General features: G+C 62.7%; 21 protein-coding genes. 14 read left to right on the top strand and 7 right to left on the bottom strand.

Features of this window, described 5'->3' with window-relative positions; all coding sequences use genetic code 11:
* Nucleotides 1-93: 93 nt before the first annotated feature.
* The 4 genes from VMA74_RS09260 to VMA74_RS09275 all read right to left on the bottom strand — a co-directional run bounded on the left by VMA74_RS09260 (nt 94) and on the right by VMA74_RS09275 (nt 3,893).
* Complete coding sequence (locus VMA74_RS09260; protein ID WP_325366354.1) at nt 94-837, bottom strand: pyridoxine 5'-phosphate synthase; 744 nt, start codon at nt 835-837, stop codon at nt 94-96.
* Nucleotides 838-879: 42 nt separating this feature from the next.
* The gene (locus VMA74_RS09265) at nt 880-1,524 is read right to left on the bottom strand and encodes a 4'-phosphopantetheinyl transferase family protein (protein ID WP_325366355.1); all 645 of its coding nucleotides are present in this window, start codon (nt 1,522-1,524) and stop codon (nt 880-882) included.
* Between the two features lie 79 nt (nt 1,525-1,603).
* Nucleotides 1,604-3,544, bottom strand: a complete 1,941-nt coding sequence (gene acs / locus VMA74_RS09270) for an acetate--CoA ligase (protein ID WP_325366356.1) — start codon at nt 3,542-3,544, stop codon at nt 1,604-1,606.
* Between the two features lie 127 nt (nt 3,545-3,671).
* A complete protein-coding gene (locus VMA74_RS09275; RefSeq protein WP_325366357.1) occupies nt 3,672-3,893 on the bottom strand; it encodes a hypothetical protein in 222 nt (73 codons plus the stop codon).
* A gap of 142 nt (nt 3,894-4,035) precedes the next feature.
* Here VMA74_RS09275 and VMA74_RS09280 point away from each other — a divergent pair, with 142 nt between their 5' ends.
* Together VMA74_RS09280 and VMA74_RS09285 are read left to right on the top strand one after the other, a co-directional pair.
* A complete protein-coding gene (locus tag VMA74_RS09280) occupies nt 4,036-6,219 on the top strand; it encodes a hypothetical protein (protein ID WP_325366358.1) in 2,184 nt (727 codons plus the stop codon).
* 41 nt (nt 6,220-6,260) lie between these two features.
* The gene (locus VMA74_RS09285; RefSeq protein ID WP_325366359.1) at nt 6,261-7,346 is read left to right on the top strand and encodes a PA0069 family radical SAM protein; all 1,086 of its coding nucleotides are present in this window, start codon (nt 6,261-6,263) and stop codon (nt 7,344-7,346) included.
* 24 nt (nt 7,347-7,370) lie between these two features.
* Here VMA74_RS09285 and VMA74_RS09290 read toward each other — a convergent pair whose 3' ends face one another.
* Nucleotides 7,371-9,422: a S9 family peptidase gene (locus tag VMA74_RS09290; protein ID WP_325366360.1), complete on the bottom strand. Its 2,052-nt coding sequence runs from the start codon at nt 9,420-9,422 to the stop codon at nt 7,371-7,373.
* 131 nt (nt 9,423-9,553) lie between these two features.
* Between VMA74_RS09290 and xth the strand changes: the two genes are divergently transcribed.
* From xth to VMA74_RS09335, 9 genes are all read left to right on the top strand, one after another.
* A complete protein-coding gene (gene xth, locus VMA74_RS09295; RefSeq protein ID WP_325366361.1) occupies nt 9,554-10,336 on the top strand; it encodes an exodeoxyribonuclease III in 783 nt (260 codons plus the stop codon).
* A 2-nt stretch (nt 10,337-10,338) separates the two neighbouring features.
* Nucleotides 10,339-11,022 (top strand): YecA family protein, encoded by a 684-nt coding sequence (locus tag VMA74_RS09300; RefSeq protein ID WP_325366362.1) that lies wholly within the window; start codon nt 10,339-10,341, stop codon nt 11,020-11,022.
* 140 nt (nt 11,023-11,162) lie between these two features.
* Nucleotides 11,163-11,996 carry a pirin family protein gene (locus VMA74_RS09305; RefSeq protein WP_325366363.1) on the top strand — a complete coding sequence of 278 codons (834 nt, stop codon included), beginning with the start codon at nt 11,163-11,165 and terminating at the stop codon, nt 11,994-11,996.
* 287 nt (nt 11,997-12,283) lie between these two features.
* Nucleotides 12,284-12,742, top strand: coding sequence for an SPFH domain-containing protein (locus VMA74_RS09310; protein ID WP_325366364.1), 459 nt, complete (start codon nt 12,284-12,286; stop codon nt 12,740-12,742).
* Nucleotides 12,743-12,933: 191 nt separating this feature from the next.
* Nucleotides 12,934-13,572, top strand: coding sequence for a 16S rRNA (guanine(527)-N(7))-methyltransferase RsmG (rsmG, locus tag VMA74_RS09315; protein ID WP_325366365.1), 639 nt, complete (start codon nt 12,934-12,936; stop codon nt 13,570-13,572).
* Between the two features lie 75 nt (nt 13,573-13,647).
* Nucleotides 13,648-14,502, top strand: a complete 855-nt coding sequence (locus VMA74_RS09320) for a ParA family protein (RefSeq protein WP_325366366.1) — start codon at nt 13,648-13,650, stop codon at nt 14,500-14,502.
* Between the two features lie 9 nt (nt 14,503-14,511).
* Nucleotides 14,512-15,381, top strand: a complete 870-nt coding sequence (locus VMA74_RS09325; protein ID WP_325366367.1) for a ParB/RepB/Spo0J family partition protein — start codon at nt 14,512-14,514, stop codon at nt 15,379-15,381.
* Between the two features lie 200 nt (nt 15,382-15,581).
* Nucleotides 15,582-16,298: a glycosyltransferase gene (locus VMA74_RS09330; protein ID WP_325366368.1), complete on the top strand. Its 717-nt coding sequence runs from the start codon at nt 15,582-15,584 to the stop codon at nt 16,296-16,298.
* Nucleotides 16,299-16,367: 69 nt separating this feature from the next.
* Complete coding sequence (locus tag VMA74_RS09335) at nt 16,368-16,736, top strand: DUF488 domain-containing protein (protein WP_325366369.1); 369 nt, start codon at nt 16,368-16,370, stop codon at nt 16,734-16,736.
* 24 nt (nt 16,737-16,760) lie between these two features.
* Here the strand turns inward: VMA74_RS09335 and VMA74_RS09340 are convergent, their stop codons facing one another.
* The gene (locus tag VMA74_RS09340) at nt 16,761-17,702 is read right to left on the bottom strand and encodes a patatin-like phospholipase family protein (RefSeq protein WP_325366370.1); all 942 of its coding nucleotides are present in this window, start codon (nt 17,700-17,702) and stop codon (nt 16,761-16,763) included.
* A 9-nt stretch (nt 17,703-17,711) separates the two neighbouring features.
* Entirely contained in the window at nt 17,712-18,683 is a 972-nt protein-coding gene (locus VMA74_RS09345) for a YafY family protein (protein WP_325366371.1), read from the bottom strand.
* A 155-nt stretch (nt 18,684-18,838) separates the two neighbouring features.
* On the opposite strand from VMA74_RS09345, the gene VMA74_RS09350 reads away from it, so the two are divergent.
* The 3 genes from VMA74_RS09350 to VMA74_RS09360 form a co-directional block, all read left to right on the top strand.
* Nucleotides 18,839-19,702, top strand: a complete 864-nt coding sequence (locus tag VMA74_RS09350; protein WP_325366372.1) for a hypothetical protein — start codon at nt 18,839-18,841, stop codon at nt 19,700-19,702.
* Nucleotides 19,703-19,789: 87 nt separating this feature from the next.
* The gene (locus VMA74_RS09355) at nt 19,790-20,602 is read left to right on the top strand and encodes a DUF481 domain-containing protein (RefSeq protein ID WP_325366373.1); all 813 of its coding nucleotides are present in this window, start codon (nt 19,790-19,792) and stop codon (nt 20,600-20,602) included.
* Nucleotides 20,603-20,843: 241 nt separating this feature from the next.
* Nucleotides 20,844-23,051: TonB-dependent receptor plug domain-containing protein (locus VMA74_RS09360; protein WP_325366374.1), on the top strand; the 2,208-nt coding region annotated here is incomplete at its 3' end.

Below are 23,051 nucleotides of genomic sequence, written 5' to 3' on the forward strand. Positions count from 1 at the left end.
TTTTGGGAAGCACGGGAACATGACGCAAGCCGCCATTACCACTGCAGCAAGCGATGAAAGCGCAGAACAAACGGCCGTCTAAACGTCCAAACGTCAGCGAAGGATCTGCAGATAATGACGCACGGTATTGGCGAGCCCTTCATACAAGGCCTCGCCAATCAGCGCATGGCCTATCGACACCTCTGCCAAGCCGGGAATGGCCGCGCGCAGGGTCCCCAAATTCGCCTGGCTGAGATCATGCCCCGCATTCACCGCCAGCCCGGCCTGCTGCGCGCGGCGAGCCGTATCCACGCAAAGTTCCAGCTGCTTCTTTGCATCGCCTTCCGCGAAGGCATGGGCATAAGGACCGGTGTAGATCTCCACCCGCTGCACGCCAAGTGCCACAGCATGCTCGAAACCCGTGGCGCCAGGATCAACGAATAGGCTCACCCTGCAGCCCAGCTCGTGCAGTTGAGCGACGAGCGGACGTAGACGTTCCGCATCCTGTGCCAGGTCAAAACCGTGGTCGGAGGTGATTTGCCCGTCGCTATCGGGCACCAGGGTGACCTGGGTCGGACGGACTTCGCGAGCTAGCGCAATCAGCCCTGGATACTCGCCGCGTGGCGCCGCAAAGGGATTGCCTTCGATGTTGTACTCGACGCGTCCGCGTAAGATGTTGGCCAGCAAGCGGACATCGTCAGGACGCACATGCCGCTGATCCGGTCGTGGATGCACCGTGATGCCACCGCAGCCCGCTTCGATGCAGGTTACCGCCGCGCGAGCGATATCGGGTTCGTTGCCGCCGCGCGAATTGCGCAGCACGGCGATCTTGTTGAGATTGACGCTGAGCAGGGTCATGGAAACCGGAGAAAAAATCGTGGGCCGGAAACAGTGCTCCGATCAGTCGCCATCGGCAAGTGTCCAGTACCCGATCTCTCGTGTGAGCCCCCGCCAAGCCGCGCTGGCGACATAGCCCTCGCTCGCCGCTAGCGCATGGACCTGCCACAACGAGGCATCATCGCCGTCCAACCAGAGCAGACGCGACGGAGCAGGCGGCACCGTCAACCGTAGTCGGTCCAGGCCGAATGCGATGCCGCGACCCATGGCCTTGAGCACGGCCTCTTTGGACGTCCAAAGTCGCAGAAATGCCTGCTGCTGAGCCGATGCGTCCAACGCCTTCAAGGCAGCCACTTCTTCCGGATGAAAAAAGCGCCCCGCAAGCTGCATGGCTCGTGGGCGAGCGCGGAGCTGTTCGATATCGATGCCGGGTGCACAGCCGCGCGCGACCGCGATAAGCGCCGTGTCCCCGCTGTGAGACCAGTTGAACTGCAGCGAACGATCCAAGGGTTCCGCCAGTTCCGGCCGCCCGTGCTCGCCTTCCGCCAAGATCACGGCATCGCCTGGCATACCCAGGTAAACGCCTAACAAAGCGCGCAACGGCGCCCGCCGCCACGCCCGGTCATAGCGAAGCCGCCAAACATGAAGCTGGTCTTGGCCCAATCCGGCCGCGATGCCGGCGACATCCTGGCCCAGGTTCGTTTGCATGCGCGCATGCTGCCGGAACGCCATGGCGCGAGACAAGCCGTTTCCTCTCTCCTGGGGAAGAGAGGAACATAGCCATCGCTCAGCGAATCAGCCGCTCCTCGACCAGATTCTTCACCACGGCAGGATCGGCAAGTGTGGAGATATCGCCCAACTGATCCGGCTGGTTCTCGCCGATCTTGCGCAGAATGCGGCGCATGATCTTGCCGGAGCGCGTCTTCGGCAAACCCGGCGCCCACTGGATGTAATCAGGCGTGGCGATCGGGCCGATTTCCTTGCGCACCCAGGCCACCAGTTCCTTACGCAAGGCTTCGCTGCCCTGCTCGCCGGCGATGAGCGTGATGTAGGCGTAGATGCCTTGCCCCTTGATCTCGTGCGGACAGCCCACCACCGCGGCCTCGGCGACCTTGGGATGCGACACCAACGCGCTCTCCACCTCTGCCGTGCCGATGCGATGGCCGGAAACGTTGATCACGTCGTCCACGCGGCCGGTAATCCAGTAGTAACCGTCTTCGTCGCGGCGCACGCCGTCGCCGGTGAAGTAATTGCCGGGATAGGCCTTGAAGTAGGTATCGATGAAACGCTGATGGTCGCCATACACCGTGCGCATCTGGCCCGGCCAGGAATCGGTGATCAGCAGGTTGCCTTCGGCGGCGCCTTCCAGCACCACGCCGTTTGCATCCACCACCGCAGGTTTGATGCCGAAGAACGGCAGTGTGGCCGAGCCAGGCTTGGTGTCGATGGCGCCGGCCAATGGCGTAATCAAAATGCCGCCGGTTTCCGTTTGCCACCAGGTGTCCACGATCGGGCAGCGCTCGTCACCCACCACGCGGTGATACCACTCCCAGGCTTCCGGATTGATCGGTTCGCCCACCGAACCCAGCAGCCGCAAGCTGGCGCGCGAACATTTCTTGACCGGACCTTCGCCCTCGCGCATCAAGGCGCGAATGGCCGTCGGTGCGGTGTAGAACAGTGACACCTTATGCTTGTCCACCACCTGCCAGAAACGGCTGAAGTCCGGATAGTTGGGTACGCCATCGAACATCACGGTGGTCACACCGTTGGCCAGCGGGCCATAAACCACATAACTGTGCCCGGTCACCCAACCCACGTCGGCCGTACACCAGTAAACGTCATCCTCGCGCACGTCGAACACCATTTCATGCGTAAGGCTCGCGTACACCAGATAGCCGCCGGATGTATGCAATACACCCTTTGGCTTGCCGGTGGAGCCGGAGGTATAGAGGATGAACAGCGGATGCTCCGCTTCCATCGGTTCGGCCGGGCAATTCGCCGATTGTCCTTCCATCAACACGTGGTAATAGCGGTCGCGTGGCGATTGCATCGGCACGGCCGAACCCGTGCGGCGCACCACGATCACTGTTTCCACACTGTTGGTGCCGGGGCGTTCCAGCGCCGCATCGACGTTCGCCTTGAGCGGAATCTTCTTGCCGCCACGCACGCCTTCGTCCGCGGTCACCACCACTCGCGCCGTCGAATCTGCGATGCGGCCGGCCAGCGAATCGGGTGAGAAACCGCCAAACACCACCGAGTGGACCGCACCAATGCGCGCGCAAGCCAACATCGCCACCGCCGCTTCCGGAATCATCGGCATGTAGATCGCCACGCGATCGCCCTTGGTGACGCCAAGATGTTTCAGCGTGTTGGCGAACTTGCATACCTCCGCATGCAGCTCGCGATAACTGATGCGCCGCGACTCGGACGGATCGTCGCCCTCGAAGATGATGGCGGTCTTGTCGCCGCGGGTGGCGAGGTGGCGATCCAGGCAGTTGGCCGACACATTGAGTTGGCCGTCGTCATACCAGCGAATATGCAGGTTCTGCGGATCGAAGGAAACGTCACGAATGCGCGTAGGCTTCTTCGCCCACTCGAGCCTTTCGGCGATGCGGCCCCAAAAGCCTTCCGGATCCTGCACGGACTCGGTATACAGTTTTTCGTAATCCGCTTTGCGGATGCGCGCCTTGGCGGCAAAAGCGGGATCGACCGGATAAACCTTTGACATATCAGCCTCCTGCTCACCGGTCGGCCGGGAGCGCACTCAGTGGGTGACGGCTTGACACCATCGAGCCGTGTCAACCGCCCGAGTGTAGCGTTTGGACGGCTGAACCGCCAAAGTTGCGGTGCAGCAATCACGCTTGCGGAGGCGTGTCCCGATCCTTTCGCAGATAGCTCATATCGAGCATCGTTTCCGGACGCGCGTTCGCTTCGATGCGCGCCTGTGCAAAGCCGAGCGCCGTAGCGATGGCGCCGACGATGCCGGCGAACAGCCACACACCCATGGCGCCTGGACTGTGCCGCGTAAAGCACAGCCCCCACGACAGCAGCGTCACCAACAGCAATAACCAGCGCATAACGAGCCCATGCAACGATCCCTTGAACTGCCGCCATCATACTTCCGGCGCCGTGCGCGAACTGCGATCCCATCCACCGGCCGGACACGCTTTCAGCCCGTAACATGAGGGCCTATCGGACAGGGCTACGACAAGGGAAACGATGGCTGAGCCGACTCCATCCCCATCCGGGCCGCAACCTGGGTCGTTGGCCTGGGCCGGCATCGTCGACTGGCTTGGCATCGGCCTGGATCATTGCAAGCCGATCCGCGTTTCCCTGCTGGTGCTGATCCTGGCTGCCGTTGTCATCACCAACGTGGACCAGGCCACGGAGCTGTTCCTGATCGCCCTTTGGGTGGACCCCAGCAACACGCGCTACATCTTTCTGCTTGCGACCAGCGCACTGGCCGGCCTGGCCATCTGGTACATCACGTATAACGCCTACCGCCTGATCTACCCGCGCTGGCCATCGTTGGAAGACCCGCGCGCCGCAGGATTGCGGCGATGGATACCGCGGTTGCTCGGGATCGTCGTACCGCTGCTGGTGCTGTACGGCTATCTGATGGCGCTGCGTACGCCGCATCCTGCATGCACCATGCATGGGGACTGCATGCGACGCGATCTGCGCAGCGCCGGCTTGTTGATCATTGCGGCAGCGATGATCGCGTTCTTCATCGGCCGCCAGCGCGTGCTGCAAGCCGCCGCCGAGCGCACCGCCAACGCGATTGAACCACGCGTGGCCACGGTCACCGCATTGGGCACAATGCCGTTGAGCATCTTCCTGGCCGCACTGATCCTGAATGTGCTGCTTACCGTATGGGTGGCGTTCCAGCCACGCCAATTCGATGGCATGGGTTCATTGGCGGTGGCGCTGATCGCCGCCAGCTTCTTCTGCATGAGCGGCGGGTTCCTATGCATGCTCGCAGATCGGCGCGGCGTGCCACTGCTGAGCGTGCTGGTGGCGATGTCACTGACGCTGCACGCCTTGCACCTCAACGACAACCATCGCGTGCGCCAATACCCGGGTATGAGCACCCATCAGCGGCCCGAGGCGCCGCCCGCCGACCACCGGCCCAGCTTCGAGGCCTACGCCAGGGCTTGGCTGCAAAGCCGCTGTCGCCCACAGCGCGCCTGCCCGGTGATCCTGGTGTCCGCCGAAGGCGGTGGTTTGCGCAGCGCGGCCTGGACGGCGATGGTGCTGAGCGAATTCACTGCACGCGTCGATCAAGTCTTGCCGCCGAATGGCAGCGAACCCCAATTCGAACGCTATCTGTTCGCAGGCAGCGGCGTTTCGGGTGGCAGCCTTGGGCTGGCCACTTATGTCGCGGCGCTGCGCGTGGCGCCTGGTACCGGCGAGACTGCACAAGCGCGTAGCGAGCGGATACTCGATCACGACTTTCTGGCGCCGATCATGGCCAATGCGTGGTTTATCGATTTCACGCAGCGCTGGCTACCCGGTGCCTTGTTCGACGATCGCGGCCGCGCACTCACCCGCGCGTGGGAACAGGCCGCGCGGGAACAAGGCGTCGACACGCTGGCGCAACCCTTCGCCCAGCTATACGAAAACGAAACTGGCGAGGTCATCACGAGCACGCCAGCGCTGTTCTTCAACAGCACGACGGTAGGCCAAGGTTGGCGCTTTATCCAGGACCCGTTCCGGCCGTTCGCGCACAGCCCGTGGACCACCGCTTATGACGGCTCGAAATGGTTGGACCCACGCATCCCGCTCAGCGAGGTTGTGCTCAACAGCGCGCGTTTTACCTATCTGAGTCCTGCCGGCACGCTGCAGACGGCGGGTACCAAGCCATTGCCGTCGCCCGCGGGATTTCAGCTGGTAGACGGTGGCTACTTCGAGAACTCGGGCGCCACTACGCTGCTGGAAGTAACGCAGCGCTTGCGCGCGATCGCGGCCTCCGTCGCGCAGCCGATCCATGTGATTGTCCTGCACATCAGCAACGATCCGAGCCTGCACGACTTCGTCGAGGCGCATGATCCCAGCCATCCCGTACCGCTCTACTCGGCGGCCTGTCCCCGCACGCCGAGTGCGACCGAACTGAGCAGCTATGGCGAAGCCACCGCTCCGCTGGTGGCGTTGCTGGATACGCGCGACGCGCGTGGCGAATATGCCAGGTCGGCCTTGCTGGGATCCTTGAACATCGATGCGGCAAAACCCGACGATGGCGACGTGCTGTGGCACCTGCGGCTGTGCCCAGGCAATTATCCGCTACCGTTGGGCTGGACCATTTCCTCGCCAGTGTTCGACGAAATGCACCGCCAGCTTGAACAAAACTATCCGCTGGCAAGCATGGGCGCGTGGCTGGCCCAGCAGATCAAGATTGCCAAGTAAGTGTCGCGCTGGCTGAGATGGTCGAGGGGCATGATGTAGCGATGGCAGATCATCATCCCCACGCATTCAAAGGCCGTGGTGCCGCTTCCAATCCGGAAGGACGCTTCGAAAGCATCCGGCACCACACCGAAGACGATGGTTGGCAGCACGTCCTGCTGGATGAAGAGCAACCACGCCCGCGCACCGACGTCACTGAGGAACGCGCACGCAGCGTCATCACGCGCAACGACTCGCCAGACCTTTCCTTCAGCTTGGCCATGAACCCTTACCGGGGCTGCGAGCACGGGTGCATATACTGTTATGCACGACCCAGCCACAGCTATCTCAATCTGTCGCCGGGTCTCGATTTTGAGACCAAGCTGCGTGCCAAGCGCAATCTTGCCGAGGTACTGCGCTGGGAACTGGCCAAGCCCGGCTATGTCCCCAGCCCGATCAATATCGGCAGCAACACCGATCCCTATCAGCCGATCGAAAAGACATGGCGCATCACGCGTGCCGCATTGGAGGTGCTGGCCGAATGCCATCATCCCTGCACCATCGTGACCAAGAACGCCATGGTCGAACGCGACCTGGATATTCTGGTGCCGATGGCGCGCGAACGGCTGGTGCAGGTTTTCCTCTCGGTGAATTCGCTGGACAACCATCTGGCCGCCAAGCTGGAACCACGCGCAAGCGCACCGCACCGCCGCCTGAAAGCAGTGCGCGCGCTCGCGGAAGCTGGCGTCCCGGTCGGCGTGCTAGTGGCGCCGATCATTCCTGCCCTGAACGATTGCGACATGGAAGCCGTGCTCGAACAGGCTGCCGCGGCCGGCGCGAGTTGCGCCGGCTATACCGTGCTGCGACTGCCTTACGAGTTGAAAACCTTGTTCCGCCAATGGCTTGAGCTGCATGCGCCGCAACGTGCGCAGCACGTGATGAGCCTGGTGCAGCAGCTCAACGGCGGCATGGATTACGACAGCAACTTCGCCACGCGCATGCGCGGCCAGGGCGTGTTCGCCGACCTGCTACGCCGCCGCTTCGACGTAGCGTGCAAGCGCCACGGTTTTGCCCGTGCGCGCGAATTGCAGCTGGACACGTCGCACTTCGTGCCACCACGCAAGCCGTCGCCACAGGGCGAACTGTTTTGACCTGCGTGATGGCATCCCTGCCGTTCACTGCGGCGGCAGATATTTCTCAAACCAGTTCAAGGCCCGCTGCAACACGTCCCGCTGGTGTTCCGGCTGATAGAAGTGATGTCCTTCACCCGGATACACCACCAGCGACGTCGGTACGCCAAGCGTACGCAAGGCGTGCCAGTACTCGAACGATTGCGGCGCGGGGCATTCCGCGTCACGTTCGCCCACGACGATCAGCGTGGGTGTCTTCACCTTCTTGATGAAGTTGATCGCCGAGCTCTTCGCATACACCGCCGGGTCGTCATACACGGATGCGCCGAAGAACGGAATCATCCACTTGTCGATCTCATTCTCGCCGTAATAACTCTGCCAGTTGGCAATGCCGGCACCCGCAACCACGGCGCGGAAACGCTGCGTCTGCGTGGGCGCGAACATGCTCATGAAGCCGCCGTAGCTCCAACCCGTAAGGCCCAGGCGGTGGTCGTCGACTGGGACTTTTTTCTCCACCGCATCCACGCCGGCGAGTGTGTCGCGCAGGTCGCCATAGCCGAAGTCCTTGCGGTTGGCCTGCACGAACGCCTCACCCTGCCCGTAACTGCCGCGCGGGTTGGGCATGAACACGAAATAGCCCAGGGTGGAGAACGGCACCGCGCCGTAGCCCACCGAAGGCCAGCGCGGCAGCACCGCCGCCGACGGACCGCCATGGATGTTGACGATCATCGGATAGCGCTTGCTGGGATCGTAATGGGCCGGATACAGCAACCAGCCCTGCACGTGGAAACCTTCGTTGTCCCACTCCACCGACTCGGCCTTGCCCCAGCTCGGCTTGAGCTCCGCGTTGATCGCGGTCACGGCAGCCGGCATGCCGTTGCTGAGCGCGCCTGCATACACTTCCGGCGCCGCGTCGAATGAGGTCTGCATGAAAGCAAGCTGGCGATGGTCGGCGGAAAAAGAGAGCCCGAGCACCGCCGTGCCGTCGTCGATATAGCCGGCGGCGGTGAACAGAACGCGCTGTTGCTGTGCGTGCTTGGCGTCAATCGCATACTCGGCCAGTTGCGCCTGGCCGTTGCTGATCTGGTCGACCAGCAGGGATTGCGGCGACTGCCAGGTGAACCAGGAGGGCGTCACGTGGATGCCCGGCGTGAGATCGACCGGCGCGCCGCCCGCGGCGGCCACCGCGTAGAGATCGCCCCCGGTAAAGCCCTGGTCGCTCATCAGGCCGCCGATGAAGGCGATCCGCGAACCGTCCGGTGACCAGCGCGGCAACGCGATCTGCAGGCCGTGCAGCGATCCGCTCACCGTGTTCGGATCGACCACCGCCGTGCGGGCGGTATTCGGCTGCGCGGCTTGCACGTAAAGCTGGGCGATCCACCAGTTGTTGTCGCCTGGCGGCGGCGCCGCCACGTAGGCGATGCGTGTGCTGTCCGGCGCCCAGGCAAACTCGTAGACATGGCTGTCTGCGGGCGTGATCGCTTGGGGCGCGCCGCCTTGTGCGGGCACCGTCGCGACGCGCTGCACTTCAATGCCTTCCACCCCGATTTCGCCTACGGCGCGCTTCGATGCAGCAAGCGCGCTGGCGCGCCGCGTCGCGCCTTCTACATAGAGGAACGCCAGCGTCTTGCCGTCTGGAGACCAGCTCAGCGCGTCCGCATAGCCGTTGAGCGAGGCCAGATGTACCGGTTGGTCCTGGGATGACACGTCGAGTACATAGATATCCGGCTGCTTGCTGCCGCCCATGCCGGCGCGGTTGCTGGCGCAATTGGAAAGAAAGGCCAGGTGCCGCGAATCCGGCGCCCAGGCCAGGCCGCTTTCGCTGCATATGCCAGGTTTGGCGGCCAGGCCGACGCTGTGCGCATGCTTGCCATCCGCATCCGCCAGCATGATGCCGGGCTTATCCTGGGTTTCCACCACCCAGGCCAGATGCCGTCCATCCGGCGACAGCGCCACCTCGTGGATCGCGCGCACCTTACCTAGTTGGGTAAGCAGCGCCTCGATGCGTGGATCGGCGGCATGGCGCGTGTCGGCCAACGCGAGCGGGGCAATGAACGCCGCCAGCAAGGGCAGCAGCAGACGGCAAGGTTTCAGCATGAGGCAGCTTCCCCAACGGCACAGGAAAACCCCAACGCTAGCAGCTATGCCCCACCCTCCCCATGTGCATGAAGACACTGCCCGGTACCCGCACCGTGCGCGCCATCGTCCATCCCGTACAATCCGGCCCCATGAAAATCGCCTCATGGAACGTGAATTCACTGAAGGTGCGTATTCCGCACCTCACCCAGTGGCTGTCCGACGCGCATCCGGACGTGGTGGCGCTGCAGGAAACCAAGCTGGAAGACGCCAAGTTTCCCGTCGACGAGCTGGCCGCTGCCGGCTACCAGGCGATCTACGCCGGGCAGAAAACCTATAACGGCGTGGCGATCCTGGCGCGCAATGACAAGGGTTTCCGCTTCGCGGACGTGCTCACCGATATCCCGGGCCTGGACGATCCCCAGCGACGCATCCTTGCCGCCACCGTCGGCGGCGTGCGCGTGGTCGATCTCTACGTCGTCAACGGCAAGGCCGTCGGTGACGAGAAATACAGCTACAAATTGCACTGGCTGGAGCGTGTGCGGGATTTCCTGGCCGAGGAAATCAAGCGCCACCCCAGGCTGGTGGTGCTGGGCGACTTCAACATCGCGCCCGATGACCGCGACGTCTACGACCCGATCGCCTGGGGCGAGGACGTGTTGTGTTCGCCGCCCGAGCGCGCCGCATTGAAAGCCATGACAGACATAGGCCTGCATGACAGCTTCCGGCTGTTTGAGCAGGCCGGCGGCCATTTCAGCTGGTGGGACTACCGGCAGGGCGCATTCCGGCGCAACATGGGGTTACGCATCGACTTGATCCTGCTTGGCGATGCCCTGAAATCATCGGCCAGGGCTGCCACTATCGACCGCGAACCGCGGCGCTGGGAGCGGCCCTCCGACCACACTCCAGTCACGGTAGAACTGGATATTGAATGACGATGAGCGATACCAAAACCAACTGGCCCAGCTCGCTGGACGATAGCGAGCTGGACGAACTGGACGCCTACCTGCGCGCGCACGCCCAGGAAAGCGAAGGCCATTTGCTGCTCGACGGCGTGCACGGCCTGCTGAGCGCCCTTGCCGTCGGGCCCGCGCGGGTGCTGCCCGACGAATGGCTGCCCGAAGTGCTGCACGAGCCGTTTGCCGATGAAGACGAAGGCAATCGCGTGCTGGCCCTGCTGGCCAAGCTCAATGATTCGATCAGCGCCGAATTGGACGTGGATGCCTACGAACCGATTCTCGGTGAAGTGGATACCGAAGCCGGCCCTGCATTGTCGGCCGCCGGCTGGTGCGAGGGCTTCAGCCGTGGCATCGACCTGCGTGCCTCGCTGTGGGAAAAGCGCCTGGCCGACGATCCGACCTTGATGGAAATACTCGGACCGGTGATGGCCTTGGCGGTGGACGAAGGCATCCTGAGCGCCGAAGCCGAATTCGAAAAGCTCACCGAAGACGAATACGACGATTGCCTGGCACAGCTTCCCGCGGTCCTGGCGTCGGTCAACCATTACTGGTTCGAACATCCCGCTACCGAGGCGGAACTCGATGCGCTGCATCGTGCGAGCGAGGTCAAGACTGAACAACCGGCGCCACCCCGGCATCGCAGCGGCCATTGGGTGCACTGAATCGCTTTATCCCCGCTCCCCGCGTGGGCGGAAACGTGCAGCCATGCATTCCTGAAACAGTCCGTTCGCGTCGCCCCCTCTTGGGCTCGTGCTTCGGCACAACCATCATGTGCGTCAGATCCTTCTGACAGGAGCACGCCGTGACCGAACGCCATATTCTCCGCCGCATCCGCGGCACCGATACGTCCGATGGCGCAGGGGTGAAACTCAAGCGCATCATCGGCCAGCCGGGATTGGACATGCTCGATCCGTTCCTGCTGCTGGACGAATTCCGCTCCGACGAAGCCAACGACTACCTCGCCGGCTTTCCGGAACATCCGCATCGCGGCTTCGAGACTGTCACTTACATGCTGGCCGGCCACATGCAGCATGGCGACAATCACGGCAACCGCGGCGATCTCAAGCCCGGCAGCGTGCAGTGGATGACGGCCGGCCGCGGCATCCTGCATTCGGAGATGCCACAGCAGGAAAACGGCCTGATGTGGGGATTCCAGCTGTGGGTGAACCTGCCGGCCAAAGACAAGATGACCGAGCCGCGCTACCAGGACATTGATCCGCAACACATTCCGGTTGTGAAGCCGGTCGATGGAGTGACGCTCAAGGTCATTGCCGGCCAATTCGGTGACGCAACCGGTCCGGTGTCGGGAATTGTCACGGCCCCGGTGTACCTGGACATCGCATTGGAGCCCGGCGCCGCCATCGCCATCCCGCTGCCGGAAGGCCACCATGCGTTCGCCTACGTTTTCGACGGCAAGGATGCTCAGGTGGCGGGCGAGACGCTTTCCCGCAGTGAACTGGCGGTGCTGTCCGAAGGCGGCCTCGTACGGCTCGCCGGCCGCGAAGCCCCATCCCGTGTGCTTTTGGTGGCTGGTCAGCCACTACAGGAGCCGGTCGCCCGCTATGGCCCGTTCGTGATGAACACCCCCGAGCAGATCCACCAGGCCATTGCCGATTTCCGCGCCGGCAAGTTCTAAGTCACCCCAGGCATTTCAGCGATACCCGCGCCCTGCCGATAGAGATATCGGCGGGGCGTTGCGTATTGGGTCACAGCACGGATGGATGGGGCCGGTGGCGATGCCTTCCGGCATGGACGATGCATCGTATCTGGCACCGGGACGTTAAAGATTCGCCAGCAAAAAGGGTTGCGGAGACAAAAAGCAGCGCGTTAAATTAGAATTAATCTAGCGCACTACATATGACTGTAGAATGTTGCTCCGTAAAGATTTTAGAAACTACGCTTAACTCATTGTTTCAAAAGACCATGACCGTCCTAACCTTCACTCTCATCGTCGTACTCGCACTGGCCGCCGTGGCCGTGAAGCGTGTACCGGCAGGTCAGGTCTACAGTCTGTACCGCAACGGCAAGCCGGTGCGTCTGCTGCAGCCGGGCACTCACGTCGTACTGCCGCTGGTCGACCGGGTTGGCCATCGCATCGATCTCAGTGGCCGCGTCATGCGCTTCGATGCCTCGTTTGCCGAAGCCACGCCGGTGCAGGGCACGGTTTACTGGCAAGTGCTGGAACCGGAGCGCGTCGATGCCGTGATCGAAAGCGCCGACCAGCTGATCCGCAGCCGGGTACTGCAGGCGCTGGAGACGGAAACCGACACCGACCAGCAGCAGCGCCGCGAAGTCGCCTGCCGCCTAAAGACGAGCCTCAACCAGCAGCTGCGCGAGCGCGGCGTGATGGTCACCCGGGTGGAACTGGACGCCGCCGCCTAAGCAAAACCGATCTGGCCAGGTCGCCCAAGAAGCACCGGCTCAGGGGAATCTGAAAAGCTCGACCCGCTACGGCGGGTCTTCTTTTTTTACGCGTTTCGCGTCGCCTGTTTAAAGCCACAGACATGGCGGCTTTGGGGTTCGCGTACGCTCACCGCCAACCGGCCTCGCACGCCTGCCTTTGAGGAACCGCCATGACTGACCGCTCCGCCCTGCAAGCCCAGCTCGAGCTGGGCATCGCCGCGCTCGGCCTCAGCTTGCCGGCAGACGCCGTGCCGCGCCTGCTCGACTACCTCGTCCTGCTGGAACGCTGGAATGGCGCATACAATCTCACGGCCATCCGCGATCCGGCAGAAATGGTGACCCGGCACCTGCTGGATTCGCTGGCGATCCTCCCCTACGTACAGGGCGAATCGCTGGCCGACCTCGGTACCGGCCCCGGCCTGCCGGGCATCCCCCTGGCGATTGCCGCGCCTGGGCGGCAGGTATTGCTGGTGGATTCCAACGGCAAGAAAGTGCGCTTCCTGCGCGAGGCGATCCGCGCGTTGAAACTGGACGGCGTGCGCGCCCTGCAGTCGCGCGTGGAGGACGTGCAAGGCCAGTTCGATTGCATTACCGCCCGCGCCTTTGCCAGCCTGGCGGACATGCTGTCCTGGGGCGGCCACCTGTTGGCGCCGGGCGGGGTGTGGCTGGCGATGAAGGGCAAGGCGCCGGATGACGAGCTGGCCGCCGTGCCGCCCGGCTTTGCCGTGCATGGCATGCACACGCTGGCGGTGCCCGGACTCGGCGCAGCCGAGCGCCACCTGGTGCTGCTGGAGCGCGCAAGCACCTGAAAACATCAGGCTTTAGCGCCCCCTTCCTGCTAATCTAGCCGTCCTTTCGCATACGCCCTCGGTACCGGACAAGACATGGCCCGTATCATCGCTGTCGCCAACCAGAAAGGTGGCGTCGGCAAAACCACTACCGCTGTCAATCTCGCCGCAGCGCTCGCTGCGGCGAAGCGCAAGGTGCTGCTGATCGATCTCGATCCGCAGGGCAACGCGACCATGGCATCCGGCGTGGACAAGCACCAGGCCTCGCCCAGCGGCTGTGAGGTGCTGCTGGCCGAAGCGCCGATCGATACGGCCATCGTCACTACCGAAGCGCACTACGACCTGCTGCCGGGCAACGGCGACCTCACCGCCGCCGAACTCAAGTTGATGGACGCATTGGCGCGCGAGAACCGGCTCAAGGAGCAACTCGCGAAAGTCGCCGGTGAATACGACATCATCCTGATCGATTGCCCGCCTACGCTGCATCTGCTCACTGTCAACGCACTCACCGCGGCCACCAGCCTGCTTATTCCGGTGCAATGCGAATACTTTGCGCTGGAAGGTCTTTCCAGCCTGCTCGATACGGTGAAGGCGGTGCGCCAGCACTTGAACCCGCAGCTGGAAATCGAAGGCCTGCTGCGCACCATGTACGACGTGCGCAACAACCTGGGCAATGAAGTTTCCGCGCAGCTCACCCAGCATTTCGGCGACAAGGTGCTGCGCTCGATCATTCCGCGCAACGTGCGCCTCGCCGAAGCGCCCAGCCACGGCCAGCCCATCCATCTTTACGATCGCAGTTCGCGCGGCGCGATCGCGTACATCGGCCTGGCCGGCGAAATCATCCGGCGCGAACGCGGTTCGCAGGCGGCGATCGCGGCGTTGCACGCCATGCATGGCGATTCGGCCGAAGAATCGTCGGTCGAAGCGTCGGCCCATCTGGATCAGGAGTAACACCTAAGCATGTCTGCCGCGAAGAAACGTGGACTGGGGCGCGGGCTCGATGCCCTGCTTGGCGGCGGCGATACCGGCGCACCCTCGGTGGTCGAGCAGGAAGGCGAACTGCGCACCCTGCCCATCCAATACATCCAGCCCGGCAAATACCAGCCGCGCCGCCATTGGAACGACGAAGCGCTGGACGAACTGGCCGCTTCCATTCGCGCGCAAGGTTTGATCCAGCCGGTGGTGGTGCGCGCCATCGGCAAGAACAGCTACGAGCTGATCGCCGGCGAGCGCCGCTGGCGTGCCGCGCAACGCGCACAACTCAGCGAAATCCCCGCGTTGGTGAAGGACGTGCCCGAGGTCGCCGTCCCGGCGATGGCGCTGATCGAAAACATCCAGCGCCAGGACCTGACCCCGCTGGAAGAAGCTGATGCGATCAAGCGGCTGATCGACGATTTCGATCTCACCCATCAGCAGGCCGCCGATGCCGTAGGCCGCTCGCGCGCCGCGGTGTCGAACATGCTGCGCCTGATCGATCTGCCGGCCTCCATCAAGCGCCTGCTGGACGACGGCAAACTGGAAATGGGCCACGCGCGCTGCCTGCTCACGCTACCCGAATACCAGGCCGAAGCGCTGGCGCTGGAAGCGGCGCGCAACAACTGGAGCGTGCGCGAACTCGAAGACGCCGCCCGCAAGGCGCAGACCGCGCCCAAGGGCAAGGCCAAGAGCGCACCGGCGCGTGATCCGAACATCGACGCATTGGAGCGCGAACTGGCCGAGCGTTTCGCCACCAAGGTGGAAGTGGCGCATGGCCGCGGCGGGCGCGGCAAGTTGGTGATCCATTACCACAGCAATGACGAGCTGGACGGGATTCTGGGCAAACTGCGCTGATTACATGCGCGGCGCAATGAACTCCCTCCCCTGCATGCAGGGGAGGGTTGGGGTGGGGTCAGGCACTTGCCGCAGACGTTCCCGCAGGTGTTCACCCCCTCCCAGCCTCCCCCTGCAGGCAGGGGGAGGAGCCTGATGACTGCGGCGACTGAGCCGCGGCTCTGAAAAAATTCAAAACTTGCATCAAAGGCTATCTCTCCATGCCGCAACTCTCCGTCGTCGTGCCCGTCTTCAACGAACGCGACAACATTCCCTCGCTGCTCGCCGAAATCGCCACCGCGTTGCGCGGCAAGCTGGATTTCGAAGTCATCTACGTCGATGACGACTCCAGCGACGACAGTCGCGCGGTGCTGCAAGCGCAGAAAGCCAGCTACCCGGAATTGCGCGTGCTGCATCACGTGACGCGCAGCGGCCAGAGCACGGCGGTATGGAACGGCGTGCATGCGGCCCGTTCGCCGTGGATCGCCACGCTCGACGGCGACGGCCAGAACAACCCGGCCGACATTCCCAACCTGCTTGCCGCCCGCGACACCGCCGGTCCGGATGTCAAACTCTTCGCCGGCTGGCGTACCACGCGCCGCGACAGCTTCAACAAGCGCATTTCATCCAAGATCGCCAACGCGGTGCGCTCGCGCATGCTGCGCGACGCCACGCCGGATACCGGTTGCGGCCTCAAGCTGTTCGAGCGCGAAGTGTTCCTGCGCTTGCCCTACTTCGACCACATGCACCGCTATCTGCCGGCCCTGGTGAAGCGCGCCGGCTTCCAGAGCCAGAGCGTGCCGGTGGGACACCGCCCGCGCACGGCCGGCCAATCCAAGTACGGCATGCTCGATCGCCTGTGGGTGGGCATTGCCGACCTGCGCGGCGTGGCCTGGCTGATGCGCCGGGCCAAGGTCACCCGGATCGAAGAGCTGTAAAACCCGATCACATCGTTTGCATGGCCTGGGCGTATGCTTGGCGGACGCAGCGCCGCCAGGAGGCCATCCGTGAGCATCGCCGTCAAACGCGTCTACGAACCTGTCGCCAAGTCGGATGGCTATCGTGTGCTGGTGGATCGCGTGTGGCCGCGCGGCTTGAAGAAAGAAGACGTGGCGCTGGATGTATGGGCAAAAGAACTGGCCCCCAGTACCGCGCTGCGCAAATGGTTCGGCCACGATCCGGCGCGCTGGGAAGCCTTCCGTCACCGCTACGCCAGCGAACTGGATAAGCACACATCGTTCTGGCAGCCGCTGATCACGCGGGCGGAGCGTCATCGCGTCACGCTGCTGTTTGGGGCCAAAGACGAGGACCACAACCAGGCGGTTGCGTTGAAGATGTATCTGGACAACTGGATGAAGGCAAACGGCTTGCGCTGACGACCGGGAGCCGGATTGCCGTACTCAGCGGGGACGCGGCTGCCATGCCTCCAGCGAGCTACGCATCTTGTCGCGCCCCGATTCGATCAAGGTGCGGGCACGATGAAAGGCATAGACGCTCGATACATTGCGCGGCAATTGCACCAGCAGATCCGGTTGATAAGCAGCCAGGCGCAGGCGCGAAAGATTGGCTTGCATCAAGTCCAGCGATTGGCCCAGTAGCTCGAGTGCGCCAAGTTCGTGCGCCTTGCGGGGGCCGATCGCCTTTATCTCGCTGCCCGGCAGCAACCGTTCCAGCAGGCGCCCGATGCCACCCTTGCTCTTCGCTTCGTTCGCCGACATCTCGACCGGCAGATTCGCCTCGGCCGGCCCATCGATGCTGACCGCCACGACATAGTCCGCCGACTCGCGAATCAGCGGCGTGACCGGCACCGGATTGAGCAAGCCGCCGTCCACCAGTACGCGCCCATCGATCAGGTGCGGCCGGAACAGCGTGGGAATGGCAATCGAAGCGCGGATCGCATCGAACAGCGAACCCCGCGTGAGCCAGATCTCACGCTCACGCTCGATGTCCGTAGCGACTGCGGTGAACGCGATCGGCAGGTTTTCGATCTGCACATCGCCGACCAATTCCAGCATGGTGCCAATGATCTTCTCGCCTTTGATCAATCCCCCGCCGGCAAAGGAGAAAGACCAATCCACCAGCTTCAGGATGTCGAACTTGTCCAGCGAGCACACCCAATCGCGATAGATATCCAGCTTGCCCGCGGCATGAATGCCGCCGACCAGCGCGCCCATCGAACAACCGGCGATGGCGACGATCTCGAAACCTTGCGCTTCAAGCTCCTCGATGGCGCCGATGTGCGCCAGCCCTTTGGCGCCTCCGGCGCCCAGCGCCAGGGCGACGGTGGGTTTGCGCGGTGTTTCGTCCTTGCCAGCCTGCAATCGAATCTCGGTGGACGACATGAATGCGTTTTACTGATAACCGGTCAGCGCGAGCTGCAGCATGATCTTCATCTCTTCGCGCAGTGGCAGTGGTGCGACGATCTCCGCATCCGGACCATATTTCAAGACGTCCATCAACAGTTCGCGCGAATTGGAATAGGGCAGTTGCAACTCATAGCGCCCATCCGGCAGCCACGCACCCTTCTGCTGCGAATGCCAATGCTCATCCGCCACCCAGCGCGCGGCATGCGCGGAGAAACGGATCGTGGCCCACGCTTTCGGCTTGCCGGCGAAGATGCCGTAGCTGGAGGCAAGCAATTCGTTGAGCTCGCTCTCGGCGACATCGTTGGCGCCTGCATCCAGCGCATGCGGCTCGGCGATACGGTCCACGGCGAAACTGCGCAGGGCTTCGCGGTCGTGATCCCAGGCGTCCAGATACCAGTTGTCGCGGTAGTGCGTCAGCCGCTGCGGCGACACTGTGCGCTTGCTTTCGTTATTGGTGGTGCGCGCGCGATAGAGGAAACGCAATTGCTTGCGGTCCAGCACCGCGCCCGCCGTGATGCGAAACACCTGCTGATCCAGCTTGCGCTCGCCCCAGGGAATCACGCGGATGCGTTCCACTGGCAGGGCCTTGCCGCTGGCGCGGTCGGACAGCAGATGCTCGATACGTGCCTTGAACGGCGCCAGCGCACCGGCCAGCACACCCGGCCCGCTGCGCCCGATCAGCTCGTTCAATGCCAGCAGGGCTGCCAGCTCGTCCGAGGTGAGCCACAGCCCGGGCAGCTCGAAACGCTGCCCTTCCGTTGCTTCATAGCGGAACGCAGCATGTTCGCCACCCGCGCTCTCGATCGGCGCGCCCAGCGCGTCACGCAGAAAGGCGATGTCGCGGTAAAGCGTGGCGCGCGAACAATCCAGCTCGTCCATCAGCCGGGGCAGCGGCACCGGATAGTGGGCCGATTTCAGCAGGCGGTGCAGGGTGAGAATGCGCTCGTAGCGATCCATGTCGGCGTCTGGCAGCGGGGGTTTTGTGTAGCATGGAGATGCTACGTGACGCCCGCAAGCGTGCGTGGGACTTTCCCCGGTCCATGATTACCCTCCCCAACCCCATGAAGTCGGTCAACGGCGACCCAGCAACCCCGCCCGTGGGACTGGCACCCATGCTTTTGGAAGTCCTGGCCCTTTGCGGTTATGGGCTGTGGATGCTGCTCGGCCTCGCGTTGACCTTGGGGATCTATAGTTCGGGGCGCGGCGATGCCCTGGTGCCGCTGGCGCTGGGTTGCGGCTTCGTCAGCGCGGGTCTGCTCACCGCCTGCCTGCGCCTGCGCGCGCTTTCCGAGTGGCATGGCTGGCGGATCGGACGCGCGCAGCGACCCACCCGCGAGGCTCTGCTGGCCCTGGCGACCTACCTGCCCATGCTCGGTCTGGCCGGCCTGGTGCGGGGTAGCGAGGATTTCTGGGCCACTCGCCTGATCAGCCTGGTGCTGGCGCTGTGCAGCCTGGTATGCCTGGTCACCAGCGCCTACGGCTACCGCACGCGCCGCCTCGCCGACCAGGCCGGCGTCGCCGCCCAGCTGCCGATCAGCCGTTTGCTCTCGGCCTGCTATGGCGGCGGTCTGTGGCTGTGGGTATGCCTGATCTTCCAGGCAGATCTGCCGGGCAATCGGGAAGAACCGTTGCCGTGGGCGATCGGCCTGCTGTTGCTGGCGATGCTGCTGGGGCTGGTCGACGGAGTGGGCTGGCACTCCCTGCGCGGGTCCCGCCTCGGCGAGCAGAAGCTGCAGTCCCCGCCCGATTTGCAAGCGCTACGGTTTCTGGCCGCCGCGCTCATTTGCGCTATCCCTTGCCTCAGCCTGTTGTTGGTACCCGTCGTGCCGGCCGGCCGCTGGCTGGCAGCCTTTGCAGCCGCCGCCTACATCGTCGGCAAGAGCCTGGAGCTCTGGCTGTATGACTTCGCACTGACGCGTTTTGCCCTTGCGCACCCCTTGCAGCCGGCATCGAATTCGTCACAAACCCGCCCTTAAGATCGCTCCAAATATTCACAAAGCGTTCAAGCCATGCGGCTAAAGTGACCAGTCCCCAACAGCTTTTTAACATTGGACGATCCAGCGATGAAAAACCTGCTGCTGACCAGCCTGGCACTCGCCGCTCTGGCCACCTTCACCGCCCAAGCCCAGGACACGTCCTCCGGCACCCAGACCAGCACCGGTACCTGGACCGGCTCGGGCGAACTGGGCTTTGCTTCCACCACCGGCAACTCCCGCTCGCAGAACGTGAACGCCAAGCTGAACCTGAACCAGGAAACCGACCAGTGGAAGAACAGTTTCTTCGCCGACTGGCTGCGCTCCAAGGGCCAAGTCACCGTCACCAACGCCCAAGGGGTGGCGATCAAGCAATTCGATACCACCGCCGACCGCTATGACCTCGGCGCTTCGGCCGGCTACAAGCTCGACCCGCGCAGCTACATCGTGACCGCCGGTCGCTACGATCATGACGATTTCGCCGCCTACCGCTGGCAGGGCACGGTCTCGATCGGCTACGGCTACATGGCGCTGAAAACCGACCGTACCCAGCTCTCCTTCGAGCTCGGCCCCGGTTACACCGAATACCAACCGGCTACCGGCACGCAGGTCGTCGACGGCGTCACGCTGCCGCTGAAGGAACCGCGGCAGAGCCAGGTGGTGGCGCGTGGATTGGCGAACTACAAGTACCGTCTCACCGCAAACACCGCGTTCGACGATACCTTCCTGATGGAATCGGGCAGCAAGAACACCTACCTGCAGAACGATGCGGGCCTCGCCGTCAGCATGACCAAGAAGCTGTCGATCAAGGTGGGCTTCCAGGTGCGCCACAACAGCAACGTGCTGTCTGGCATTCGCCGCACCGACACGCTTACGACCACCAATATCGTCTACAACCTCTGATCGCACGCGGCCACTTCGCCGCACATGCCGCCCCTTCGTGCGCAAGCACGGAGGGGTTTTTTTATTGTTCGCTTTACTGACATCCATCCCTCGCATCGCTGTCAGCGTTGGAATACCCGCATACAAGCAGATGCCTGCTACAGCATCAGTGCCATATCCCGAACACTGCGCGCTTATCAAATTTTCGTAAAGCCGTGCGATCGCGCTGCGATGGGGCATCGGCGCAGAGGGAGCAGTGACCATGAAACACAAGACACGTATCGCGTCGGCGATTGGCGCGGCGCTGATTATGGGCGCGGTACAGGCGCAGGATGCTTCGCAGGGCTCGGGCAATGCTGCCGGCTCCAAGCAACTAGAAGCCATCATCGTTACGGGCAGCCGCATTCGCAGCGTGGATATCGAAACGGCTCAGCCCGTTTACGCGATCACGCGCGACGAAATCCAAAAGCAGGGTTTCACCAACGTGGGCGACATTCTTTCGCATATCTCCGCCGTAGGTGCTCCCGGCTATTCGAAATCAGCCGTGCTTACATCCAATACCTATGCCGGAGGTTCGTACATAGAACTGCGCGGCCTTGGGTTCGCCCGCACTCTGGTTCTTGTGGATGGTCGCCGGTGGGGAACCAACACTGATGGCTACACCGACCTTGACACCATTCCATCGTCGATCATCGAGCGCATTGACGTGCTGAAAGACGGTGCGTCGGCGATCTACGGATCGGATGCGATTGCTGGCGTGATCAACATCATCACCCGCACCAATTATGAGGGTATGGAGTTCAATGCCTATGCGGGGCAGTTTGCCGGAAACAACGACAACACCACCGGGCAATACGACTTCACGCTTGGGCACCGTCTTGGCAAGTTCTCTTACATCGTGAACGCCACGTACGGCAAGGAAGATCCAATCTGGGCCAGCAACCGGGACTTTTCGCGTTATCCCCGTGGTCCGTACTTTCCGGCCTCGGGACTTTCTCCGTTCGGACCTGGAGGCATGATCACCGACGCCGAAGGCAATTCGTTCAAATTGAACCCAGGCGGTAATCCACTGAACATTGCCAACTACCATCCCTATAACGCAGAAACCGACAACTACAACGCCAATCAGCAGATGATGTTGATGCCTGGTTCCGAGCGTAAGTCGCTATTCGGAAAGATGCGCTATGAAATCAGTGATAACACCAGCGCATTCCTGGATACCAATTGGATGCAACGGACGGCGACAATCCAAATTGCAGGCTATCCGCTAAGCGGAACCATCGATCAGGATAGCTATTACAACCCTTTGGGAAGCGCGCAGGGTTATAGCGATCCCCAGGAGGTGGACTTCCTGCGCCGCATGGTCGAAATTCCACGGTTCACAAAAAACACCAACAATACCTATCGCGTAGGCACGGGGCTGGAAGGTGTGTTCGACGTGGGTTCCCGCCATTTCAACTGGGACGTTAGCGCTTATGCCAATAAAAACCAGGGCAAAGTCTACGGTACCGGCAACTACAACCTGACGAACCTGGAAAATGCGCTAGGTCCGTCGTTCCTGGATACGGACGGCAACGTAAAGTGCGGCAAGCCGGGGAAAGTGGTTGCCGGCTGCGTACCCGTCAACGTTCTAGCTGACCAAGGCGGCATGACTCAGCAAATGCTGGATTACATTGCCGTCCGCACCGATGCTGCCTATGGCACCCTCAGCACAGGTTTTGCAGCCAACTTCGGTGGTGATATCGCCGAGCTGCCGGCCGGTACGCTGCAATTTGCCACCGGCGTGGAACACCGGCGCGAGTCGGGCTATAGCCGCCCGGATGCCTTTTCAGCTACGGGGGACTCCACCGATCTGCAATCCGAACCATTCTCGGGTAAATACACGGTGGATGAGGCGTACGCGGAATTGCAGGTACCGTTGTTGGCCGACTTGCCGGGCGCCAAGCGTCTTAGCGTGGATCTCGCCACGCGCTTTTCGCACTACAGCACTTTCGGAAATACCACAAATAGCAAGTTCGGTCTGGAGTGGAAACCGATAGATGACGTTCTGCTGCGCGGCAGCTTTGGACAGGGATTCCGGTCGCCGACGATTTCCGACCTCTATGGCGGCCAGGTGAAGAGCTTCGATTTTTACAGCGATCCTTGTGACGTAGTGACAGGCGCGGTGGCAACGGGCAATGCTACCGCCATTGCAAACTGCCAAGCCGCGGGTGTTGGCGCAAACTTCCATCAAACCGATGCGTCAGGTCAGGCGACAGGAGGACCCAGCCAGTCCACGACTTCCTTCACTTCGGGCTCCAATCCCAACTTGAAGCCAGAAACCTCGTTGAGCAAAACCATCGGCATCGTGTACAGCCCGGCGGCGGTAGATGGCCTCAACGTATCTTTGGATTGGTACAACATCCGCATCCGCAATCTGATCACTGCCGTGACGCCTGATGACGTCTTGGATGATTGTTACCTGCGTAGC

Origin of the sequence: Dyella sp. (genome assembly GCF_035508675.1) — a bacterium.
Lineage (GTDB): Bacteria > Pseudomonadota > Gammaproteobacteria > Xanthomonadales > Rhodanobacteraceae > Dyella_B.

Coding starts and splice junctions, on each gene's coding strand:
- VMA74_RS09330 (WP_325366368.1), top strand. CDS start 15,582: ATGCCGCAACTCTCCGTCGTCGTGCCCGTCTTCAACGAACGCGACAAC.
- VMA74_RS09300 (WP_325366362.1), top strand. CDS start 10,339: ATGAGCGATACCAAAACCAACTGGCCCAGCTCGCTGGACGATAGCGAG.
- VMA74_RS09355 (WP_325366373.1), top strand. CDS start 19,790: ATGAAAAACCTGCTGCTGACCAGCCTGGCACTCGCCGCTCTGGCCACC.
- VMA74_RS09275 (WP_325366357.1), bottom strand. CDS start 3,893: ATGCGCTGGTTATTGCTGTTGGTGACGCTGCTGTCGTGGGGGCTGTGC.
- VMA74_RS09260 (WP_325366354.1), bottom strand. CDS start 837: ATGACCCTGCTCAGCGTCAATCTCAACAAGATCGCCGTGCTGCGCAAT.
- VMA74_RS09325 (WP_325366367.1), top strand. CDS start 14,512: ATGTCTGCCGCGAAGAAACGTGGACTGGGGCGCGGGCTCGATGCCCTG.
- VMA74_RS09350 (WP_325366372.1), top strand. CDS start 18,839: ATGCTTTTGGAAGTCCTGGCCCTTTGCGGTTATGGGCTGTGGATGCTG.
- VMA74_RS09280 (WP_325366358.1), top strand. CDS start 4,036: ATGGCTGAGCCGACTCCATCCCCATCCGGGCCGCAACCTGGGTCGTTG.
- rsmG (WP_325366365.1), top strand. CDS start 12,934: ATGACTGACCGCTCCGCCCTGCAAGCCCAGCTCGAGCTGGGCATCGCC.
- VMA74_RS09345 (WP_325366371.1), bottom strand. CDS start 18,683: ATGGATCGCTACGAGCGCATTCTCACCCTGCACCGCCTGCTGAAATCG.
- VMA74_RS09290 (WP_325366360.1), bottom strand. CDS start 9,422: ATGCTGAAACCTTGCCGTCTGCTGCTGCCCTTGCTGGCGGCGTTCATT.
- acs (WP_325366356.1), bottom strand. CDS start 3,544: ATGTCAAAGGTTTATCCGGTCGATCCCGCTTTTGCCGCCAAGGCGCGC.
- VMA74_RS09310 (WP_325366364.1), top strand. CDS start 12,284: ATGACCGTCCTAACCTTCACTCTCATCGTCGTACTCGCACTGGCCGCC.
- VMA74_RS09285 (WP_325366359.1), top strand. CDS start 6,261: ATGGCAGATCATCATCCCCACGCATTCAAAGGCCGTGGTGCCGCTTCC.
- xth (WP_325366361.1), top strand. CDS start 9,554: ATGAAAATCGCCTCATGGAACGTGAATTCACTGAAGGTGCGTATTCCG.
- VMA74_RS09265 (WP_325366355.1), bottom strand. CDS start 1,524: ATGCAAACGAACCTGGGCCAGGATGTCGCCGGCATCGCGGCCGGATTG.
- VMA74_RS09340 (WP_325366370.1), bottom strand. CDS start 17,702: ATGTCGTCCACCGAGATTCGATTGCAGGCTGGCAAGGACGAAACACCG.
- VMA74_RS09320 (WP_325366366.1), top strand. CDS start 13,648: ATGGCCCGTATCATCGCTGTCGCCAACCAGAAAGGTGGCGTCGGCAAA.